The following is a 19,600-nucleotide window of genomic DNA, read 5'->3' as shown; positions in this document are numbered from 1 at the left end:
TCTTCGATCGGGAAACCTCGCCCTTCAGAAGCGAGGTTGATGGCCCGAGCGTCCGCTACCAGTTGGGCAGGGCGAGTTGCTTGGCCTGTTTGCGCACATCCTCGTCATAGAGCTTGGCGGCTTCCGCAGGCTGACGGATGCCGGAGCCGACTTCGACGGTGATCTGCTCCAACGCCGGGCCCTTGACCGGCGAAACGAACTCCAGCGCTGGCGTCGTTTTGTCCTTAGCCTCGAAATAAGGAAGCATGTCCTTGATTGCAGGCGGCACGTCCGCCGGGAGATCGCAACCGTCGACGAGGGAGGGCCCTTGCACGGCGTTGGTTTCCACCATCACCTTGCAGCCTTCGACGCTGCCGGCAAAATCAATGAACTTCTTTGCTTCCTCGGCGTGCTGGCTGGTGGCCGGAATATAGAGGCCAGGCGGCATCCAGACCGTCAGGCCGTTCGTGGCTGCCTCATCGCTCGGTTGGGCGAAGAAGCCGACATCGCTGAGGTTTTCAGGATAATTCTGTTTAATTGCGCCGACCGCAAAGCTCAGCATCGGATAGTGCGCCGCCTCGCCGGTGGCCACCATTCTCAACCCGTCATCATAGCTTGCTGCGCCGAAGTCTTCATTCATTAGCCCGGCGTCATGAACTTCCTTTAGGCGTTCGAAGCCTTTCATCGCTGCCGGCGTCTCTGCGTATTTCGCCTTGTTGGCGGTATAGTCGGCAGCGAAGTTCGGAACGGCAGCATGCAGGTTGTAATAGTCGGCCAATACGAACAGCTGCGAGGTCCAGGTGTCGCGATAGGTTTGCGCGACTGCGACCTTGCCCGATGCCTTGACCTTGGCGTTGTTCGCCATGAACTCCGCCCATGTCTTTGGCACCGAGAGGCCGAGGTCCTGGTAGATCTTTCTGTTGTAGAGAATCCCGCCGGCCATCGCCGTGCCGAAGGGAACGCCATAGACTTTGCCGTCGGCACTAACGACGGCCTTGAAGTCGCCGGACACCTTCGCCTGCGAGGCGAGACCGCTCAGATCGACAAGCGTCTGCGTCGGCTTCAGCGCCTGCAAGAGCGACCCGGAATTATACAGGAACACATCGGACATCTCCCCCGTCGCCAGACGCGTCTTGACGATATTGTCGCCTTCGCCACCGCCCGGCCGCTGCTCGATCTCGATCGTCACGTCGGGTGCCTTGCTTTGATAAGCGGCAACCAGCGCCTCGGCCGCCGCGACCGTATCGGGATTGTTGTCGATCAGGAATGACAGCGTGACTTCGGCCTGCGACGGGCCGGCCGCGGCTAGGGCCAGAAGCGCGGATGCGCCGGCAAGAATGAGCTTTATCCGATGTGTCATGACGTTCCTCCTCTGGACGGTTTGACCTGTATGCTCCTCAATAATCAGGTAGGGAAAAGACCAGCCTATGCGTGCCTGGGGGAAGAACCGCCTCCTCGATGACAGGCTCGCCATTGAGTGACGCATTGTGGTGCCGCCGGCCGGGCCGGAAGCGGCCGACGCAACCCTCCGGGAGCGTCAGCACATAAGTGACCTCGCTGCCGGTGCAGTGCCAGCCGGCCTCGATGCGCCCCTGGCTGATATCGTGATAGGTCGAAACCGGCGAAAGCGACGGGATCGGCGCCGGGTCGACGATCACTTCGGCAAAGCCGGGTGCGGCCGGGCTCGGCGAAATGCCGGCGACACATTCGAACAGCCATTGGCAGACCGCGCCATAGGCATAGTGGTTATAGCTGTTCATGTCGGGTTCGTAGATGGTGCCGTCGGGCGCCATCGAATCCCAGCGCTCCCAGATCGTCGTCGCCCCCTTTGAAACCTGGTAGAGCCAGCCCGGCACATCCTCCTGCAGGAAGACTTTTTCGGCGAGGTCGTCCATCCCGAGTTTCGTCAGGGCCGGCAAAAGGGCCGGCGTGCCGATGAAGCCGGTGCCGATCTTGTAGTCGGCATCGACGACCACCTGCCTGAAATGTCGCCGGGCGGCCTCATGATGCTCACCCGGTATCAGGTCATACAGGAAGGCCAGCGCATAGGATGTCTGATCGTTATGGGCGAGCCGCCCGGCCGGCGTGATGAACTCGTTGGCAAAAGCCAGCCGGATCTTGTCGGCGCGGCCCTTCATCTGCTCTTCGAGCGCATGCTCACCGAGAACGCCAGCGACCTTTGCTAGAAGATCCGTCGAAATGAAGTGGTAGAGGGTCGCCGCACAATCGTCGGCAATCGTCGGGCGCGGCTTTCTGTTATCGCCGACCGGCTGCAGCCAGTCGCCGAAGGTGAAGCCGCGGGCGCCCCAATGCGAGGGCGGACGGACGATCGGGCCGTCCGAGATGGACCAGACGAAATCGACCCAGCGCACCATCGAGCCCAGGCACTCCGAAAGAACGGACCGGTCGCCGTAATGGGTGTAGAGGACCCAGGGGATCACGACAATCGCGTCGCCCCAGCCGGTCGAGCCGGCATAGCCCGGGAAATTGCCGGGGTGCAGACGCGTCGGGTCGGGCGAGAAATGCGAAACGGCGCCGTCCTCGCGCTGGTCGGCCATCACATCGCGCAGATATTTCTTGAGGAAGGACTGGCTGTCGCTCAGCCAACAGGCCGTCGCGGCAAAGACTTGGGCATCACCCGTCCAGCCGAGCCGTTCGTCGCGTTGCGGGCAATCTGTGGGCACTTCGATGAAATTGGCGCGCTGCGACCAGATGGTATTTTCAACCAGGCGATTGACGAGAGGATTGCCCGAGGTGAAGCCGCCCGCCGGTTCCGGCACCGAGGAGATTGGGATCGAGGCGATTTCAACAATCTCCGCATCGCCTTTGATCGTCACCCTGGCATAACGGAAGCCGTGAAAGGTGAAATGCGGCGCGTAGCTCTCGTCACCACCTCCGCTGAGCGTATAGAGGGTATGCGCTGCGGCGGCGCGATAATTGCGATTGTCGAAATGGCGTTCCGGCCCGAGGACTTCCGAGTGCTCGACCCGCACTTCGGTGCCGCTGACGCCACGGACCGTGTATCTGACGTAGCCGCCGACATTCTGGCCGAAATCATAGATCGTCCTGCCTTCATGATCGGTCCAGCTTTCGATGGGGGCGAGCGGCTGCAGCTCCCGCACCGCTGTCGTCTCATGCGCGACGAGCAGCCCCGTGTCGAACGGCAATCGCTCGGTCCCGTGGGTTTCGGCGACCTTTTCCAGGCGTGCATCGTAAATCTCACCGAAATAGATCCCCGACTTCTGGATCGGCAGAAGGCCGCTTTGCCAGGTCGTATCGGTAGAAAGAATGGTGCCGCTGGGGCCGACCAGATCCGCAATGGCCCCGATCCTGTCGCCCCAGCAGTTGGGAATAGCCTGGGCGCCCCACATGATGGGCGAGCGGTACCATCCGTCGGCGAGCCAGATCTCTATCCGGTTAATGCCTGACTTCAGAAATCTCGAGATGTCGTATCGCTGATAGGCAATGCGGGCGTCGTAATTCGTCCAGCCGGGCGTCAGCAGATCGGTGCCGACGCGGGTGCCGTTGATGAAGCAGCGATAGAGGCCGAGTGCCGAGATGAAGAGTTCGATCGGAAGGTCGGTGCCGTCATGATCGAAGGTCTTGGAGACGAAGCTTGCGGCCGTTCCCTGGCCGCGGTCCGACAGAGGTGCGATCATCTCTCCGGACCAGGCGCGAGAAACGAGATTGCTGTCGATGGCTGCCGGCTGAAAGTTCATCAAGTCCTCCCACAGAGATGTAGAACGTTCTCCATATAACGTTCTACATTTTTTTCGGAAGCGCAATAGAAATTTCGTCACCAGTCTGCCATGGTGTTTCTAAGGGCGATTGTGACCGCCCGCAGCGCAAGCCCAGAGATTTCATGTCGATCGAAGAGAAAAAAAGACTGCAACGAAATGATCGCGTGACGATCCGGACGGTGGCAACGCATGCAGGCGTATCGGTCGCCGCGGTCTCGAAGGTGATGCGCAACGCTTACGGCGTCAGCGAAGCGCTGCGGGCAAGAGTGACCGACGCTATTGAAGCACTTGGATATCGGCCCTCACGGGCGGCGCGCGGGTTGCGCGGCCGGAGTTTCACCATCGGCGTGCTTTTGATCGACATCCGCAACCCCTTCCTGCCGGAGGTGATTGCCGGGGTAAACGGCGTGCTGGCGCCTTCGCATTACCAGGCGATGATCGGCGTCAGTGATGCGCGCGTGCAGCTGGAGACGTCGTTGATCGAGTCGATGATCGACTACAAGATGGACGGCCTGATCCTCGTTGCGCCGCGCCTGCCTTCGGACATCATCGCAAAATTCGCGGCTCAGATACCGATCGTCGCCGTCGGTTATCACGATGCCGGCGCCACGGCCTTCGATACGGTCAATGCCGACGACCAGCGTGGAGCCGAGATTGCGGTGGAAGCGCTGATTGCCTGCGGCTATCGCGACATCGAAATGCTGAGCCTCGGCGAGCGTGAGGGGCACCAGGTCTCTGTCGTGCGCCAGCGCGAGATCGGCTTCCGCCGGGCGATACAGCGTGCCGGACTGGGATCGTCTGCGCCGATCACCAAAATTCCGATCGCCCCGCCAAAGCGGGAGGAAACGATGCGAAAGTTCCTGTCGAGAAAGAACAGGCCGCGCGCCGTTTTCTGCTGGAGCGATCTCGACGCCATCACTCTTCTGAGCCTGGCGATGGAGACGGGTGTGCGTGTGCCCGAGGATCTTGCCGTCATCGGATATGACAATTCGTCGACCGCAGCGCTCGGCCTCGTCAATCTAGCAAGCATCGATCAATCGGGCAGGGAACTCGGTCAGGTCGCCACCCGGACGTTGATTTCGAGAATAGAGGGCCGCGCCGGCGCGGAACATATTTTCCAGATGCCGTCGCTGGTCAGCCGCAACAGCCTGACCCGATCCGGCAAGGCTCCGGTCACTTAGAGCGAGGGATGAAAAGGCCGGCAGCTCATCTGCGCTGCCGGCCTCGTAATCTCAGGCGGCGTTGGCGAGTTTCGAAGGACGCGTCGCGGCAGCCTTCTCGACCATGGCGGTGACTTCGGTGCGCCGTGCCCCTGAAAGCGGCAGGCGCGGCATGCGGACGCGTTCCGAGCCGCGGCCCATGATCTGCTCGGCGAGCTTGATCGACTGCACGAGGTCATGCTCGGCATCGAGATGCAGAAGCGGCATGAACCAGCGGTAGATCCTGCGGGCCCCTTCCCAATCGCCGCGTTCGGCGGCGGCAACGAGCTGCACGGATTCCTCCGGGAAGGCGCTGGTCAGCCCCGAGACCCAGCCCTTGGCGCCGAGCATCAGGCCTTCGAGCGCGACGTCGTCTAGGCCGGCGAAGATATCGAAACGGTCGCCGAATTCGTTGATGAGGTCGGTGAAGCGGCGCGGATCCGGCGCGCTTTCCTTGACCGCCTTGATATTGGGCACATCGGCAAGCACCTTCAGCACATCGGCGCCGATGTTGACGCGGTAGGCCGGCGGATTGTTGTAGAGCATGATCGGCAGCGAGGTCGCTTCGGCGACGGTGCGGAAATGCGCGATCAGCTCTTCGGGCTTCGGCACATAAACCATGGCCGGCAGCAGCATCAGCCCGTCGGCGCCGAGTTCTTCGGCGTCGCGGGCATAGGCGACGGCACGGCGCGTATCGAATTCGGAGACGCCCGTCACGACGGGGACGCGGCCGTTGACGACCTCGACGGCGGCTTCGAGGATCGTACGCTTCTCATCGGGGTCGAGCGAATTGTTCTCACCACATGTGCCCATGACGATCAGCCCATTGACGCCGTCATTGACGAGCGCGTCCTGAACACGCTGGGTTGCGGAAAGATCCACGGAAAGGTCTTCGTTGAACTGCGTCGTTACGGCGGGAAATACGCCCTTCCATCCTGTTGTCATCGATCGAAACTCCGTTAAAGTCGATTTGTTATATACAAACTGTCGACAAGACACAATCGCCATGATTTGTAAATTCGTGGGGCGTTGCCGAAATCGGCCAAAACGCATTACAAGGCTCTCATCAAGGGGAGGGACGCATGCAGAACGACGTGGAAAATGTGCGGGTGCGCGGTTCCGGCACTCAGAGTATCTATGCCGCGCTGCGCCGGGAGATCCTGTCGATGGCGCTGGAACCCGGCAGCCCGCTCGATGAGGTGCGGCTGTCGGAACGTTTCGGAATGTCGAGGACACCTATTCGCGAAGCGCTGTTGCGCCTTGCCGCCGACGGGCTGGTCACGACGCTGCCGAACCGGAACACGATCGTTGCGCCGATCGATTTCGCCAACCTGCCCACCTATTTCGAAGCGCTGACGCTGATGTACCGGGTGACGACGCGCGGGGCCGCCGGGCGGCGGAACGACGCGATCATGGAAACCATCCGCCGGCACCAGAAGGACTTCGCCGGCGCGGTTGCTAAGCGCGACGCCTATGCGATGATCGAGGCCAACCGTGAATTCCACGTGGCGATCGCCGAGCTTGCCGGCAATACCTATTACACGGCCTTTTTCGCCAAACTGCTCGACGAAGGCCGGCGCATACTTCGCCTTTATTATTCGACATTTGACGACCGGCTGCCCCGGCAATATGTCGATGAACACGAGGAAATCATCGCCGCCATCGAGGCCGGCGACGCCGAACGCGCCGACCGGCTGGCCATCGCCCACGCCGGCCAGATCGTCCGCCAGATCCAGGACTATCTCGCGCGCAACCTCGACCGGCCGGTGGCGATCGGCCTATCCTGAAGCGCCGCCGGGATGGCCAGAAAAGGAAAGAACAGGAAAAGCATATGTCGTGGCAGCACCCCATACTCCGCATCACCGAGGAGGAGCGGCAGGATCGCCTTTCCAGGCTTCGAGAGGCGATCGACGCCGAGGGACTGGCCGGCATGCTTCTCGGCCCGACCGAAAGCCTGCGTTATTTTACCGGCCTCGTCTGGCATCCGAGCGAAAGGTTTCTCGGCGCGCTCGTCACGCCGACGGCCGTTTCCTATATCGTTCCCGGTTTCGAGCGCAGCCGTGTCGAAACCCTTCCGCACCTGCCGGGAGAAATTCTGGTATGGGAAGAGGAGGAGAGCAGTGCTTCACTCATTTCCCGCCTTGTCGGCCGAGGCGGCAGGCTTGCCCTTGATGACGGCCTGCCGCTTTTCTTCTATCACGCCTTGGCGGCGGCGATGGGCGCCGAAAGGCTCGCCGATGGCGGCCGGCTGATCCGTGGCCTGCGTCGCATCAAATCCGCCGCGGAGATTGCGCTGATCCAGTATGCGATGAACCTGACGCTCAACGTGCACAGGCAGGTGCATTCGCTGTTGAAGCCGGGCATCACCTCATCCGAGGTGGTCGATTTCATCGATCGGCAGCATCGCCAGGCCGGCGCCGATGACGGCTCGACATTCGCAATCGTCTCCTTCGGGCTAGCAACCTCGCTGCCGCATGGCGCCGACGGCGATCAGATCCTCGGCGATCACGACGTCATTCTCGTTGACACCGGCTGCCGGATCGACGGTTATCATTCCGATATCACCAGAACCTATATGCTCGGCGGCGGCAACGGCGCCTTCGAGCGCGCCTGGTGGATCGAGCGCGAGGCGCAGCAGGCCGTGTTCGACGCTGCCCGGATCGGCGCTGCCTGCTCGAGCCTCGACGATGCGGCCCGCAAGGTGCTCGCCAAACATTCGCTCGGCCCCGACTACCGCCTGCCGGGATTGCCGCATCGCGCCGGTCATGGCCTCGGGCTCGAGATCCATGAGGAGCCTTATATCGTTCGCGGCAACGACACGCCGCTTGCGGCCGGCATGTGTTTTTCCAACGAACCGATGATCGTCTTTCCCGAAAAATTCGGGATCCGGCTGGAAGACCACATCTGTCTGACGGCCGAGGGACCGCGCTGGTTCACCGCGCCGGCGAGCGGACCGACCGAGCCGTTCTCCGCAGACGGCGCCACGCCTTAGCCCGTTCGGGTTCGCGAGCGCGTCTGCTTTCGCCCTCCGGTTTTTGGCAGGCTCTTGCCGGTTTGGCGCCGAATTGCCGCCTCCTGTCCGACGGTCCTTGAGAAAATTCTTCCGGAAATCTGCCCTTTGCGACGGCGGTTCGATCCGCTTTTCGACGAAGATTAGTACATTTTCGCCTCCCATTAATCCACTAAATATATAGATTAAATCCAACAAAGATCGGGAACACTCGCATCATGAACATTCTGGCGCTCAGCGGCAATGTCAAAAGACCGTCCCGGACGGCATCGCTGGTGGATGTCATCGCCGACCGTCTGAGGCAGCGTATCGGCGGCCACCTGAAGTCGATCGAGCTTGTCGATGCCGCCCCTGTGCTGTTTCGCGCGCTTCGGGCCGATCAGCTCGATACCGAGGGTAAGGCGATTGTCGCTGCGGTCGAGGGAGCCGATATCATCATCGTCGGATCGCCCGTCTACCGTGCATCCTACAGCGGCGCCCTGAAACACCTCTTCGACCTTGTCGACTATCGAGCGCTGGCAGGCAAACGCATCCTCCTGGCCGCGACGGGCGGCACGCCATTGCACGGCCTGATGCTCGAGCACCAATTGCGGCCGCTCTTCGGCTTCTTCAATGCCATGAGCGTCCCGACCGCGGTCTATGCGCTGGAGGCCGATTTCACCGATCACCAACTGACCAATCCTGCTGTGCTCGAGCGTGTCGACAGAGCCATTGAGGAGATCGCGGCAATTATGCCGGCCGCCGACGCCGCGGGCAAGCGCAGCGAATTGGCAGCTTAGCGTGCAACGAAATTCAAGAGGGAGCCTTACATGACTTTTTCCAATGCCTCGAACGAGCCGGTCAAATTCGCCTATTGGGTGCCGAATGTTTCGGGCGGCCTGGTGATTTCGAACATCGAGCAGCGCACAAGCTGGACGATCGAATACAACAGAAAGCTTGCGCAGATCGCCGAAGCGAGCGGTTTCGACTATGCCCTGAGCCAGATCCGGTTCACCGCAGGTTACGGCGCGGAATTTCAGCACGAGTCCGTTTCGTTCAGCCACGCCCTGCTTGAATCGACGACGACGTTGAAGGTGATCGCGGCGATCCTGCCCGGTCCCTGGAATCCGGCTCTCGCCGCCAAGCAGATTGCGACCATCAATCACCTGACCAATGGGCGTGTCGCCGTCAATGTCGTCAGCGGCTGGTTCCGCGGCGAATTCGCCGCCATCGGCGAGTACTGGCTCGATCATGACGAGCGCTATCGGCGGTCGGAGGAGTTCATTCGCGCGCTTCGCGGCATCTGGACCGAGGACAACTTCACCTTCCGCGGTGATTTCTATCGCTTCAACAACTATTCGCTGAAGCCCAAACCGATCGATCCGCAGCCGGAAATCTTCCAGGGCGGCTCTTCGCGTGCGGCGCGCGATATGGCGGCCCGTGTCTCCGACTGGTATTTCACCAATGGCAATACGCCGGCCGAAATCCGCAAACAGGTCGACGACATCAAGTCGAAGGCGCAGACCAACGGCCATTCTGTCCGGGTCGGTGTGAACGCTTTTGCGATCGTCCGCGAGACGGAAGAAGAGGCCAAGGCCGTCCTGGCCGAGATCATCGAGAAGGCCAATCCCGAGGCGGTAAACGCTTTCGGGCATGAGGTGAAGAACGCCGGCAAGGCCTCGCCGGAAGGTGAGGGCAACTGGGCGAAGTCGTCCTTCGAGGATCTCGTTCAATATAATGACGGCTTCCGCTCGAACCTCATCGGCACGCCCCGGCAGGTGGCCGAAAGGATCGTCGAACTCAAGAGGGCAGGTGCGGACTTGATCCTGCTCGGCTTCCTGCATTTCCAGGAGGAGGTCGCCTATTTCGGAGAGCACGTGATTCCGCTGGTGCGCGAACTCGAAGAAACCGCCAAAGCGCAGGCGGTGGCTGCCGAATAAGGCTGCTGCCGCGCGTCTTTCGACGTGCGGCGCTGTCGCCCCTCAGATCTCTTGCAAGCGACGCATCACCGGGCGTGGGCCGATCGGCCTACGTTAAGGGAGTTGTGCGCCGCGTTTACGCCCCTATGGAGGACCCCGAATGCCCGCCGCGACCTATAGCCTTGACGTGCTGGACACCGGCGCGCCGCAGGGCGCCGGTGTCCCAATTGCCCGCCCATTGCCCTTGCCATCAGGCAAGACCGGCGTGCCCCGGCAGAGCGAAGAGACCCATGCTCTCGCCTTGCACGGGATCAGCCTCTCGTTCGGCGGGGTCACGGCCCTGGTCGATGTCGGCCTCTCCATTGCTGCAGGAGAAATCCGCGCCATTATCGGGCCGAACGGCGCCGGCAAGAGTTCGCTGATCAATGTTATCAGCGGTGTCTATCGCTCCGACCGTGGCCATGTCAGCATCGGCCTCAACTCCTACCGGCATGTGCCGACCGAACGGCTGGCCTCGCTCGGTGTCGCCCGCACCTTCCAAAACCTGGCCTTGTTCAAGGGCTTGAGCGTCATCGACAATGTCATTACCGGCCGCGCTCATACCGTGCGCTCGACATTCGCCGAACAGATCCTCGGCCTTGGACGGACACGGCGCGAAGAAGCGGACGCGCGCGAACGCGCCGGCCGCGTGCTTGAATTCCTGCATCTCGACCAAGTGGGTCATCGTTTGGCAGGCACGCTGCCCTATGGCCTGCAAAAGCGCGTCGAGCTTGCGCGCGCCTTGGTGGCCGAGCCGAAGATCCTGCTTCTGGACGAACCGATGGCCGGTATGACGGCGACGGAAAAGGTCGATATGGCGGAATTCATTCGCGCGGCCCGCGATCAATACCAGACGACCATAATCCTCATCGAACACGATATCGGCGTGGTCATGCAGCTTTCCGACCGAATCGCTGTCCTCGATTATGGCCGCAAGATTGCCGACGGAACCCCAGACGAAATCCGGTCCGATCAGCGCGTCATCGAGGCCTATCTCGGTGTCGCTGCGGAAAACGAGGGTGGGGAGGGCATCTGATGGCGGATTTCGATTGGCTGTTCCTGATCGAAGTGCTGGTCGGCGGCTTGCTGTCCGGCGTGATGTATTCGCTCGTCGCGATCGGCTTCGTGCTGATCTACAAAACCTCCGGCGTCCTCAACTTCGCGCAGGGCGCGATGCTGCTGTTTGCCGCCCTGACCTTCGTCAGTCTGGTCGAGCGCGGCGTAACCTTCGTCCCGGCGCTCGGTCTGACATTCGCGGCCATGGTGCTGATCGGCATCGCCATTGAGCGCACCGTGCTGCGGCCGCTGACCAACAAGCCGCCGATCACGCTCTTCATGGCGACGCTCGGGCTCTCCTATATCATTGAGGGCGCGGCTCAACTCATCTGGGGGACGCAGGTCCACGGTCTGGAGCTCGGGATCGAGGATATTCCTTTCGATGTCGGCGGCGTGTTCATTAGCCAGTTCGATTTGTTTGCCGCCGCGGTCGCTGCGGCGATGGTGGCGGCGCTCTCGGTCTTCTTCCGCTACACCCGAATTGGACTGGCCTTCCGCGCCGTCGCCGACGATCAATTTGCCGCGCTTGCGGTCGGGCTGAAACTGCCCTGGATCTGGGCAACCGTCTGGGCAGCGGCCGGTGTCGTGGCTCTTGTTGCCGGCCTTTTGTGGGGCGCGCGGCTCGGGGTCCAGTTCTCTCTGTCGCTGGTCGTGCTGAAAGCGCTTCCCGTTCTCGTTCTTGGCGGTTTCGATTCCATTCTGGGGGCGATCGTCGGCGGCCTGCTGATCGGCGCGACCGAAAAGCTCGCCGAGGTCTATATCGGCGAATATTTCGGCGGCGGCATCGAGAGCTGGATCGCCTATGTTGCAGCCCTCGCCTTCCTGCTCATCCGCCCGTCCGGCCTGTTCGGTCAAAAGCTTGTGGAAAGGGTCTGATATGGCCGTCATTGTCGCCGATCTTCACCCCGGCCGGCTCTTTAGCCCCTGGCTGGCGCCCGTCGCCATCGTCGCCGGTGCGTACCTCGTGGTTCCCTTCATCGGTTCGACTTATTTGTTCGAAGCGATCCTTCTGCCATTCCTGGCGCTCAGCCTGGCCGGCGTCGGCTTGAATCTGCTCACCGGCTATGCCGGTCAGGTGTCGCTTGGAAGTGCGGCCTTCATGGCCGTCGGTGCCTTCGCCGCTTACAATTTCAATCTGCGCGTGGATGGTCTGCCGCTCATCGTCAGCATTCTGCTGGCCGGCCTTTCGGCGGCGGTAATCGGTATCGTCTTCGGCCTGCCGAGCCTGAGACTGAAAGGCTTCTATCTCGCCGTATCGACGCTTGCCGCGCAGTTCTTCGTGCAGTGGGCGCTCACCAAGTTCAGCTGGTTTTCGAACGACTCCGCCTCCGGAGTGATCGACGCGCCGGCTTTGACACTTGCCGGCATGGAATTTACCGGGCCGGTCGGCCGCTATCTCTTTTCGTTGACCGTGGTCGTGGTGCTGACTTTCCTCGCCCATCGGCTGACGACGTCGCAAACCGGTCGCAACTTCATTGCCGTTCGTGACAATGAGACGGCGGCGCGCATCATCGGGGTGCCCGTGCTGAGAACCAAGCTGCTCGCCTTTGCGATTTCCTCTTTCATCATCGCCGTCGCGGGCGCCCTGTGGGCTTTCGCTTATCTCAGAACCGTCGAACCGGCCGGCTTCAATCTCGACCGGTCGTTCCAGATCCTTTTCATCATCATCATCGGCGGGCTCGCCTCGACCCGGGGCGCCTTTCTCGGCGCTGCGCTGATCGTCGTCTTCCCGCTCCTGCTGTCGCGGCTGGGCTCGTTCCTGCTAGGCGATCTCTTCGATTCCGGCGTTCTCGACATGAGCCAGCGCATCGTGCTCGGCGCCTTAATCATTCTGTTTCTGATCCTCGAACCGGACGGGCTCGCCTCGCTCTGGGACAAGATCCGAAGGCGGTCCGGCTCTGCCGTCGGCAGACGAGCCTGACCAAGCCGGGGCGCAAGCTCCGAAAACACCCAAAACGTCCCGCTCATTCAACCAGATTCGGTCTCAGGACCGGACAACACCCGGAGTGTATCCAGACATGACCATGCTTGCGAAATTGAAAGCCGCCGCCCTTGCGGCCGGCCTCGCCGTCTCGGCCGCGATACCAGTCGCTCATGCGGACGAACAATATTTTCCGCTGCAGAGCTATCGCGTCGGGCCCTATGCTGCCGGCGGCACCGGCTTCTTCGGCGGCTTCATCGATTACCTCAATCTTATCAATACGCGTGACGGCGGCGTGAACGGCGTGAAGCTCACCTGGTCGGAAGCGGAAACGCAGTATGAGGTGGAGCGCGGCGTCGAAGCCTATGAGCGCCTCAAGAGCAATCCGAATATCGCTGCCTGGAACCCGCTTTCGGTGGGCATTGCCTATGCCATGATCGACCGCATCACCCAGGACAAGGTGCCGTTGATCACCATCAACCACGGCCGCACCGACTCCACCGACGGCCGCGTTTTCCCCTATGTCTTTCCGCTGCTGCTCAACCCCTACAGCGAGACCTCGGGCATTGTGAACTACATTGCCTCCAAGCTCGGCGGCCCCGACAAGCTGAAGGGCAAGAAGATCGTCGTGCTTTATCACGGCTCGCCCTACGGCAAGGAAACCATCCCGATTTACGAACTGCTGTCGAAGCAATACGGCTTCGAACTGCAGCAGATCGAAGTGCCGCATCCCGGCAATGAGCAGCAGGCGCAATGGCTCACGATCCGCCGCGCGAAGCCGGATTATGTCGTCCTGCGCGGCTGGGGCGTGATGAACCCGGTCGCTCTCAAGACGGCGGCCAAGACGGGGTTCCCGGTCGATCACATCATCGGCAACGTCTGGTCGAACTCCGAAGAAGACGTCATCCCCGCCGGCGACGCAGCCAAGGGCTACACCGCAATCACCACGCAGGCCTCCGGCGCGGAATATCCGGTGGTCCAGGAGATCGTGAAGACGCTCTATGACAACGGCAAGGGCAATCTCGAAGACAAGAAGCGGATTGGTTCGGTCTACCACAATCTCGGTATCGTCAACGGTATCCTGAACGTCGAAGCGATCCGCATCGCACAGGAAAAGTTCGGCCATCGGACATTGACGGGCGACGAGGTCCGCTGGGGCTTCGAACATCTGCAACTTGACCCCGCCCGCGTTGAAGCACTCGGCGCCAAGGATCTGTTTCATTCGATCAACGTCACCTGGGACAATCACGAAGGCAATGGCTACGTGACCTTCCAGCAGTGGGACGGCAAGAAATGGAATGTCGTGTCCGATTGGATCGCGCCGGACTGGGCGCTGCTGAGGCCGATCATCGAAAAGTCCTCGGAAGCCTACGCCAAGGAAAAGGGCATCAAGCTGCGAACGGCTGAAGACGCGCAGGCCGTGACGAACTGAGCCGATAGCCGGGCATCGGCAGGCCGGAAGTCCTGCCGATGCCCGGCTTTTCCACAAAACCATATTTGAGACTGGTGGACCATGGCTGGAAAAGACGTTTTGCTGAGCGTGGACGGGGTCAGGGCGACCTATAACGGTGCGATCACCGCACTCCACGGCGTCAGCTTTACCTTGCGTCGCGGCGAGATACTGGCACTCCTGGGCGCCAACGGCGCCGGCAAGACGACGACGCTCAAGGCGATTTCGAATCTGCTGCCGGCCGAGCGCGGCGAAATCACCGCCGGCAGCATCCTTTATCAGGGCCGCGACGTCACCAAGGCAAAACCGGCCGAATTGGTGCGCGCCGGCCTCGTGCAGGTCCTCGAGGGCCGGCATTGTTTTCGCAATCTCACCGTCGAGGAAAATCTCATTGCCGGCGGTCTGGGACGAAGCGGTTCGCGCGCTGAAATCGCCGCGGATCTGGAGCGGATCTATGCCATCTTTCCACGGCTGAGGGACAAGCGCCGCGCATTGTCCGGTCTCGCTTCGGGCGGCGAACAGCAGATGGTGGCGATCGGCCGGGCGCTGATGTCGCGTCCGACCCTGCTGGTGCTCGATGAACCGTCCATGGGACTGGCGCCGATCATCGTCCAGGACATTTTCCGAACGCTGCGGCGACTGAATGCAGAAAGCGGACTTTCCATTCTCGTCGCCGAACAGAATTCGGCGATCGCGCTGCGTTATGCCGACCGGGCGACCGTTCTCGAAAACGGCGCCGCCGCGCTTTGGGGAGATGCTGCCGAACTGCGCCAGCGCGACGACGTCAAGGCGTTTTACCTCGGCCAGAAAGCAGCCCCTACCTCCGTATCTTCGACAAGCCTTCCCCCGGCCTGGGCGGCCCCATCATCAACCAGGAGAAATCATCATGACGCTCTCACAGGTCAATACTGACAATGCCGCCAAGGCCGTGCCGGCGGTGCCGCGTCCGGCCGAGCCTGCCCATGTCATCAAGGACGATGCCGAGGCGATCGCCGTCGCCAGACGGCTTGCCGGCGAATTCGTCCAGGAATCGGCCAGGCGCGACCGCGACCGCATCTGGCCCGTCGCCGAACTGAATGCTTTTTCGCAAAGCGGTCTGTGGTCGATCAACGTGCCGAAGGCCTTCGGAGGCCCCGAAGTCTCCTATGCGACGCTTGCCAAGGTCATCGAGATCATATCGGCGGCGGATTCATCAATCGGCCAGATCGCCCAGAACCATCTGGGCGTCGTCGCGGCGATCCGGACCGTATCGGACCCCGAGCAGCAGAAGCTTCTTTTCGCCGAAGTGCTGAAGGGGACCCGCTTCGGCAACGCCTTTTCGGAATTCGGCTCGAAACGGGCGGTCGATTTCGAGACGCGCTTCACCGATGCCGGCGATCATGTCGTTGTCAACGGGCGCAAGTTCTACTCCTCCGGCGCGCTGCTCGCGCATCTGGTGCCGATCGTCGCGCTCGATGATCAGGGGCGGGCCTGGTATGCGATCGCGCAGCGTGATGCGCCAGGCCTCACCGTCATCGACGACTGGTCCTCTTTCGGCCAGCGCACGACGCTGTCGGGCACAGTGCTGCTCGACAACGTCAAGGTGCCGAAAACCCATCTCGTGCCGGGATACAAGGGTTATGAAGTGCCGACCGCCGACGGCGCGATCTTCCAGATCATCCAGGTTGCCGTCGATACCGGCATTGCCCAGGCGGCCATCGACGAGACCGTCGCATTCGTGCGCACCAAAAGCCGCGCATGGGTGGATAGCGGCCTGGATCATGCCTGGGAAGATCCCTATACGATCCAGGCTGTCGGCGATCTGACGCTGCGGTTGCATGCGGCGCAAGCGCTGCTGGAAAAGGCCGGTTATGCGATCGACCGGGCAGTGCGCAATCCCAATGCGGAGACTGTCGCCGAAGCGCAGATCGTCACGGCGGAGGCCAAGATCCTGTCGACCGAAATTGCGATTGCGGCGACGAACAAGCTGTTCGAGCTGGCCGGAACCCGCTCGACGCTTGCCGAACACAATCTCGACCGCCATTGGCGCAATGCGCGCACCCATACGCTCCACGACCCTGTGCGCTGGAAATACGCCATTCTCGGCAAATACTTCCTGAACGGAGAAAAGCCTCCGCTGCACGCGTGGAGCTGATGGGCCGATGCCTTCGAGCGCGATATCCGGCTGCGTCTGCCATTCCGCATTGGCGCCGCGACCCTTGAACAGGCGCCGCAGGCCTTCCTCAGGGTTCGCATCGAGGACGAGCAAGGAAAAAGCGCCATCGGCGCCGCCGCCGAGATGATGGTGCCGAAATGGTTCGATAAAAATCCGGCCCTGACGCCGGCGCAAAACGTCGATCAACTGCGCGCCTCGATCCGCCTTGCAGGCGCTGCGTCGCGAAGCATTCAAGTCGACAACATTGTTTGCCGCTGCCCGGCTGAACGAGTTGGAGACGGTGCATCGCCTGCTCGGAAATCCGTTGGTGGCCGGCTTCGGCCCTTCGCTTGTCGCCCGCGCCGCGCTCGATGCCTATTGCCGCCTTGCGGGCATTTCCTTCTTCGATGCGGTGCGCCGCAATCTCATCGGTATCGACGGGCCGATGCTGCCGGGGGATATCGATGCGGATGCGGCGTCGGCGACGCTTGCCGACCTTCGCCCTGCCGGCTCGATCTCCGCCCGGCACACGATCGGACTTCTCGACCCGATCACCGAGGGCGAGATTGCCCGGCCCATCGACGACGGCCTGCCGGAAAGCCTCGAGGCAGTAATAGCTCGTTATGGCAACCACTGGATCAAGATCAAGCTCTCGGGCACGATCGATGCCGATATTGACCGCATGGCCCGGATCGCCGCAGTGCTCGACCGCTTGCCTGACTACCGGGTGACGGTTGACGGCAACGAACCCGCCGAGCAGCTTGGCGCCTTGCTGGCGCGGATCGATGAAACCCTGCGGTTGAAGAGGCTGCGTGCGGCCATCGCCTTTGTCGAACAGCCATTCTCGCGCGAGATCACCATGGAGACACCGCTGGGAGAGCTTGCGGCGCAATTGCCGTTCCTGATCGACGAGAGCGACGACACCGACGAGGCCTTCGCCCGCGCCCGCGGGCTCGGCTATACCGGCGTTTCCTCGAAAACCTGCAAGGGCATTTACCGCTCACTCTGAAGGCGATCCGCATTAGAACGGGAACGGTGCCGGGGCTGTTCCTTTCGGGCGAAGATCTGACCTGCCAGGCCGGCTCGCCATGCAGCAGGATCTGGCGCTGGTTTCCCTGCTTGGTCTCTCCCATGTCGAGCGCAACGGTCATCATTATGTGGCCGGCATGCAGGGCGCGCCGGAGGCGAAACGGGCGCGTTTTGCCGCGGCCCACCCGGATCTCTACGAGCACGGCGCCGACGGGCATCGATCTGCGGTGGCCGGATCGAGGTCGGCTCGCTGACGGCGATCGGCTACGCCAGCCGCGCCTTGCCTGATTTCGAAGCGATGGAGCGGCTCTCTTGACATCCGTGGACGTTCAGCCGGGAGCCTATATCTTGCTGGCCTCGTACACTTCAAGCTATGTCAATTGTGGAGGCAGATCGGCATGTCGTTGAAAATCGCTAAGGCGCCGGGGGAATTGCGATCGGCCCGCTGGTTCGCATCCGAGGACCTGCGCGGCTTCGGCCATCGCTCGCGCCTGATGCAGATGGGCTACGATGCCGGCGACTGGGCCGGCAAGCCGCTGATCGGCATCCTGTCCACCTGGTCGGACCTCAACCCCTGCCACGCCCATTTCAAGCACCGCGTCGAAGACGTGAAGCGCGGCGTGCTGCAGGCCGGCGGCTTTCCGGTGGAGATGCCGGCGCTGGCGCTGTCGGAAAACTTCATGAAACCGACGACCATGCTCTACCGCAATCTCCTGGCGATGGAGACCGAAGAGCAGATCCGCGCCCACCCTCTCGATGGCGTGGTGCTGATGGGAGGGTGCGACAAGACCACGCCGGGCCTCATTATGGGCGCGCTCAGCGCCGGCGTGCCGATGATCTTCCTGCCGGCCGGGCCGATGCTGCGGGGCAATTATGCGGGCCAGCAGCTTGGTTCCGGTTCGGACGCCTGGAAATACTGGGATGAGCGGCGCGCGGGAACGATATCGGACACAGAATGGGCAGGCATCGAAGCCGGCATCGCGCGTTCCTACGGCCATTGCATGACGATGGGCACCGCCTCGACGATGACGGCGATTGCCGATGCGATGGGACTGACGCTGACAGGGGTCTCTTCGATTCCCGCAGCCGATGCCAATCATATCCGCATGTCGGCTCATTCAGGCCGACGGATCGTCGAGATGGTCTGGGAAGATCTGACGCCGGACCGGATCGTCACCCCGGCGGCTATTCGGAATGCCGCGACGGTCGCCATGGCGACCGGCTGTTCGACCAATGCCGTCATCCACCTCCTGGCGATGGCGCGCAGGGGAGGGGTCGCGCTGACGCTTGACGATCTCGACGCGCTTGGCCGCGTCACTCCGGTCATCGCCAATATTCGTCCGTCCGGCAAGACCTATCTGATGGAGGATTTCTACTATGCCGGCGGTCTTCTGGCGCTGATGTCGCAGATCCGCGAGCGGCTCGATCTCGACGCATTGACGGTTTCGGGGGAAACGCTGGGCGCGGCCCTGGCCGATGCAAAGATCTATAATGACGACGTGATCCGGCCGCTTTCTAACCCGATTTATCCCGAGGGCTCGCTTGCCGTGCTCAAGGGCAATCTGGCGCCCGACGGCGCGGTGATCAAACCCGCGGCATGCGACCCGCGCTTCCATGTCCATCAAGGCCCGGCTCTGGTCTTCGACAGTTACCCCGACATGAAGGCGGCGGTCGAGGACGAAATGCTTGATGTGACGCCTGATCATGTGATGGTGCTGCGCAATGCCGGACCGCTCGGCGGTCCCGGCATGCCGGAATGGGGCATGCTGCCGATGCCCAAGGCGCTGCTGAAGCGAGGACATCGCGACATGCTGCGGCTGTCGGATGCGCGCATGAGCGGCACCAGCTATGGCGCCTGCGTGCTGCACGTGGCGCCCGAAGCCCATGTCGGTGGCCCGCTCGCTCTGCTGCGCAACGGCGACATCGTCAGGATCGATATTCCGAACCGCCGGCTGGATATGCTGGTCGACGAGGCGGAACTGATCCGGCGCCGCGCCGCCTGGATGAAGCCGGCGGATCGTTTCGGCCGCGGTTACGGCTGGATGTACGCCTCCCATGTCAGCCAGGCCGACAAGGGTTGCGATTTCGATTATCTGCTGCCCGAATTCGGAGCGGCAGCCGGAGAACCGGACATTTTCTAGGAGG

15 protein-coding genes and 1 pseudogene are annotated in these 19,600 nt (G+C 62.0%); 13 read left to right on the top strand and 3 right to left on the bottom strand.

What is annotated here, in order from left to right; translation table 11 throughout:
- Nucleotides 1-55: 55 nt before the first annotated feature.
- Nucleotides 56-1,339 (bottom strand): extracellular solute-binding protein, encoded by a 1,284-nt coding sequence (locus CO660_RS12915; protein WP_085780836.1) that lies wholly within the window; start codon nucleotides 1,337-1,339, stop codon nucleotides 56-58.
- 37 nt (nucleotides 1,340-1,376) lie between these two features.
- On the bottom strand, nucleotides 1,377-3,698 hold the full coding sequence (locus CO660_RS12910; RefSeq protein WP_097599030.1) for an alpha-L-rhamnosidase: 2,322 nt from the start codon (nucleotides 3,696-3,698) through the stop codon (nucleotides 1,377-1,379).
- Between the two features lie 143 nt (nucleotides 3,699-3,841).
- On the opposite strand from CO660_RS12910, the gene CO660_RS12905 reads away from it, so the two are divergent.
- Nucleotides 3,842-4,900: a LacI family DNA-binding transcriptional regulator gene (locus CO660_RS12905; protein WP_097599029.1), complete on the top strand. Its 1,059-nt coding sequence runs from the start codon at nucleotides 3,842-3,844 to the stop codon at nucleotides 4,898-4,900.
- A 51-nt stretch (nucleotides 4,901-4,951) separates the two neighbouring features.
- Here the strand turns inward: CO660_RS12905 and CO660_RS12900 are convergent, their stop codons facing one another.
- Nucleotides 4,952-5,863 (bottom strand): dihydrodipicolinate synthase family protein, encoded by a 912-nt coding sequence (locus CO660_RS12900; RefSeq protein ID WP_097599028.1) that lies wholly within the window; start codon nucleotides 5,861-5,863, stop codon nucleotides 4,952-4,954.
- Nucleotides 5,864-6,000: 137 nt separating this feature from the next.
- Between CO660_RS12900 and CO660_RS12895 the strand changes: the two genes are divergently transcribed.
- From CO660_RS12895 to araD, 12 genes and pseudogenes are all read left to right on the top strand, one after another.
- On the top strand, nucleotides 6,001-6,705 hold the full coding sequence (locus CO660_RS12895; protein WP_097599027.1) for a GntR family transcriptional regulator: 705 nt from the start codon (nucleotides 6,001-6,003) through the stop codon (nucleotides 6,703-6,705).
- A 44-nt stretch (nucleotides 6,706-6,749) separates the two neighbouring features.
- Nucleotides 6,750-7,910 (top strand): Xaa-Pro peptidase family protein, encoded by a 1,161-nt coding sequence (locus CO660_RS12890; RefSeq protein ID WP_097599026.1) that lies wholly within the window; start codon nucleotides 6,750-6,752, stop codon nucleotides 7,908-7,910.
- 236 nt (nucleotides 7,911-8,146) lie between these two features.
- The gene (gene msuE / locus CO660_RS12885) at nucleotides 8,147-8,707 is read left to right on the top strand and encodes an FMN reductase (RefSeq protein WP_097599025.1); all 561 of its coding nucleotides are present in this window, start codon (nucleotides 8,147-8,149) and stop codon (nucleotides 8,705-8,707) included.
- A 30-nt stretch (nucleotides 8,708-8,737) separates the two neighbouring features.
- Nucleotides 8,738-9,847 carry a dimethylsulfone monooxygenase SfnG gene (gene sfnG, locus CO660_RS12880; protein WP_097599024.1) on the top strand — a complete coding sequence of 370 codons (1,110 nt, stop codon included), beginning with the start codon at nucleotides 8,738-8,740 and terminating at the stop codon, nucleotides 9,845-9,847.
- Between the two features lie 139 nt (nucleotides 9,848-9,986).
- Nucleotides 9,987-10,901, top strand: a complete 915-nt coding sequence (locus CO660_RS12875; protein ID WP_097599023.1) for an ABC transporter ATP-binding protein — start codon at nucleotides 9,987-9,989, stop codon at nucleotides 10,899-10,901.
- Nucleotides 10,901-11,797 carry a branched-chain amino acid ABC transporter permease gene (locus CO660_RS12870; protein WP_097599022.1) on the top strand — a complete coding sequence of 299 codons (897 nt, stop codon included), beginning with the start codon at nucleotides 10,901-10,903 and terminating at the stop codon, nucleotides 11,795-11,797. The genes CO660_RS12875 and CO660_RS12870 overlap by 1 nt, the downstream gene beginning before the upstream one ends.
- A 1-nt stretch (nucleotide 11,798) precedes the next feature.
- Nucleotides 11,799-12,842: a branched-chain amino acid ABC transporter permease gene (locus CO660_RS12865; protein WP_097599021.1), complete on the top strand. Its 1,044-nt coding sequence runs from the start codon at nucleotides 11,799-11,801 to the stop codon at nucleotides 12,840-12,842.
- A gap of 97 nt (nucleotides 12,843-12,939) precedes the next feature.
- Entirely contained in the window at nucleotides 12,940-14,274 is a 1,335-nt protein-coding gene (locus tag CO660_RS12860; RefSeq protein ID WP_007634866.1) for an ABC transporter substrate-binding protein, read from the top strand.
- Nucleotides 14,275-14,355: 81 nt separating this feature from the next.
- A complete protein-coding gene (locus CO660_RS12855; RefSeq protein ID WP_097599020.1) occupies nucleotides 14,356-15,204 on the top strand; it encodes an ABC transporter ATP-binding protein in 849 nt (282 codons plus the stop codon).
- Nucleotides 15,179-16,426, top strand: a complete 1,248-nt coding sequence (locus CO660_RS12850) for an SfnB family sulfur acquisition oxidoreductase (RefSeq protein ID WP_097599019.1) — start codon at nucleotides 15,179-15,181, stop codon at nucleotides 16,424-16,426. Before CO660_RS12855 ends, CO660_RS12850 begins: the two co-directional genes overlap by 26 nt.
- Before the next feature lie 24 nt (nucleotides 16,427-16,450).
- Nucleotides 16,451-17,771, top strand: a pseudogene (locus tag CO660_RS12845) (mandelate racemase).
- 82 nt (nucleotides 17,772-17,853) lie between these two features.
- Nucleotides 17,854-19,596: an L-arabinonate dehydratase gene (gene araD, locus CO660_RS12840; protein ID WP_097599018.1), complete on the top strand. Its 1,743-nt coding sequence runs from the start codon at nucleotides 17,854-17,856 to the stop codon at nucleotides 19,594-19,596.
- Nucleotides 19,597-19,600 lie beyond the last annotated feature (4 nt).

Source organism: Rhizobium sp. L9 (genome assembly GCF_002531885.1).
Classification (GTDB): domain Bacteria; phylum Pseudomonadota; class Alphaproteobacteria; order Rhizobiales; family Rhizobiaceae; genus Rhizobium.
This window is presented reverse-complemented; position numbering and strand designations above follow the sequence as displayed.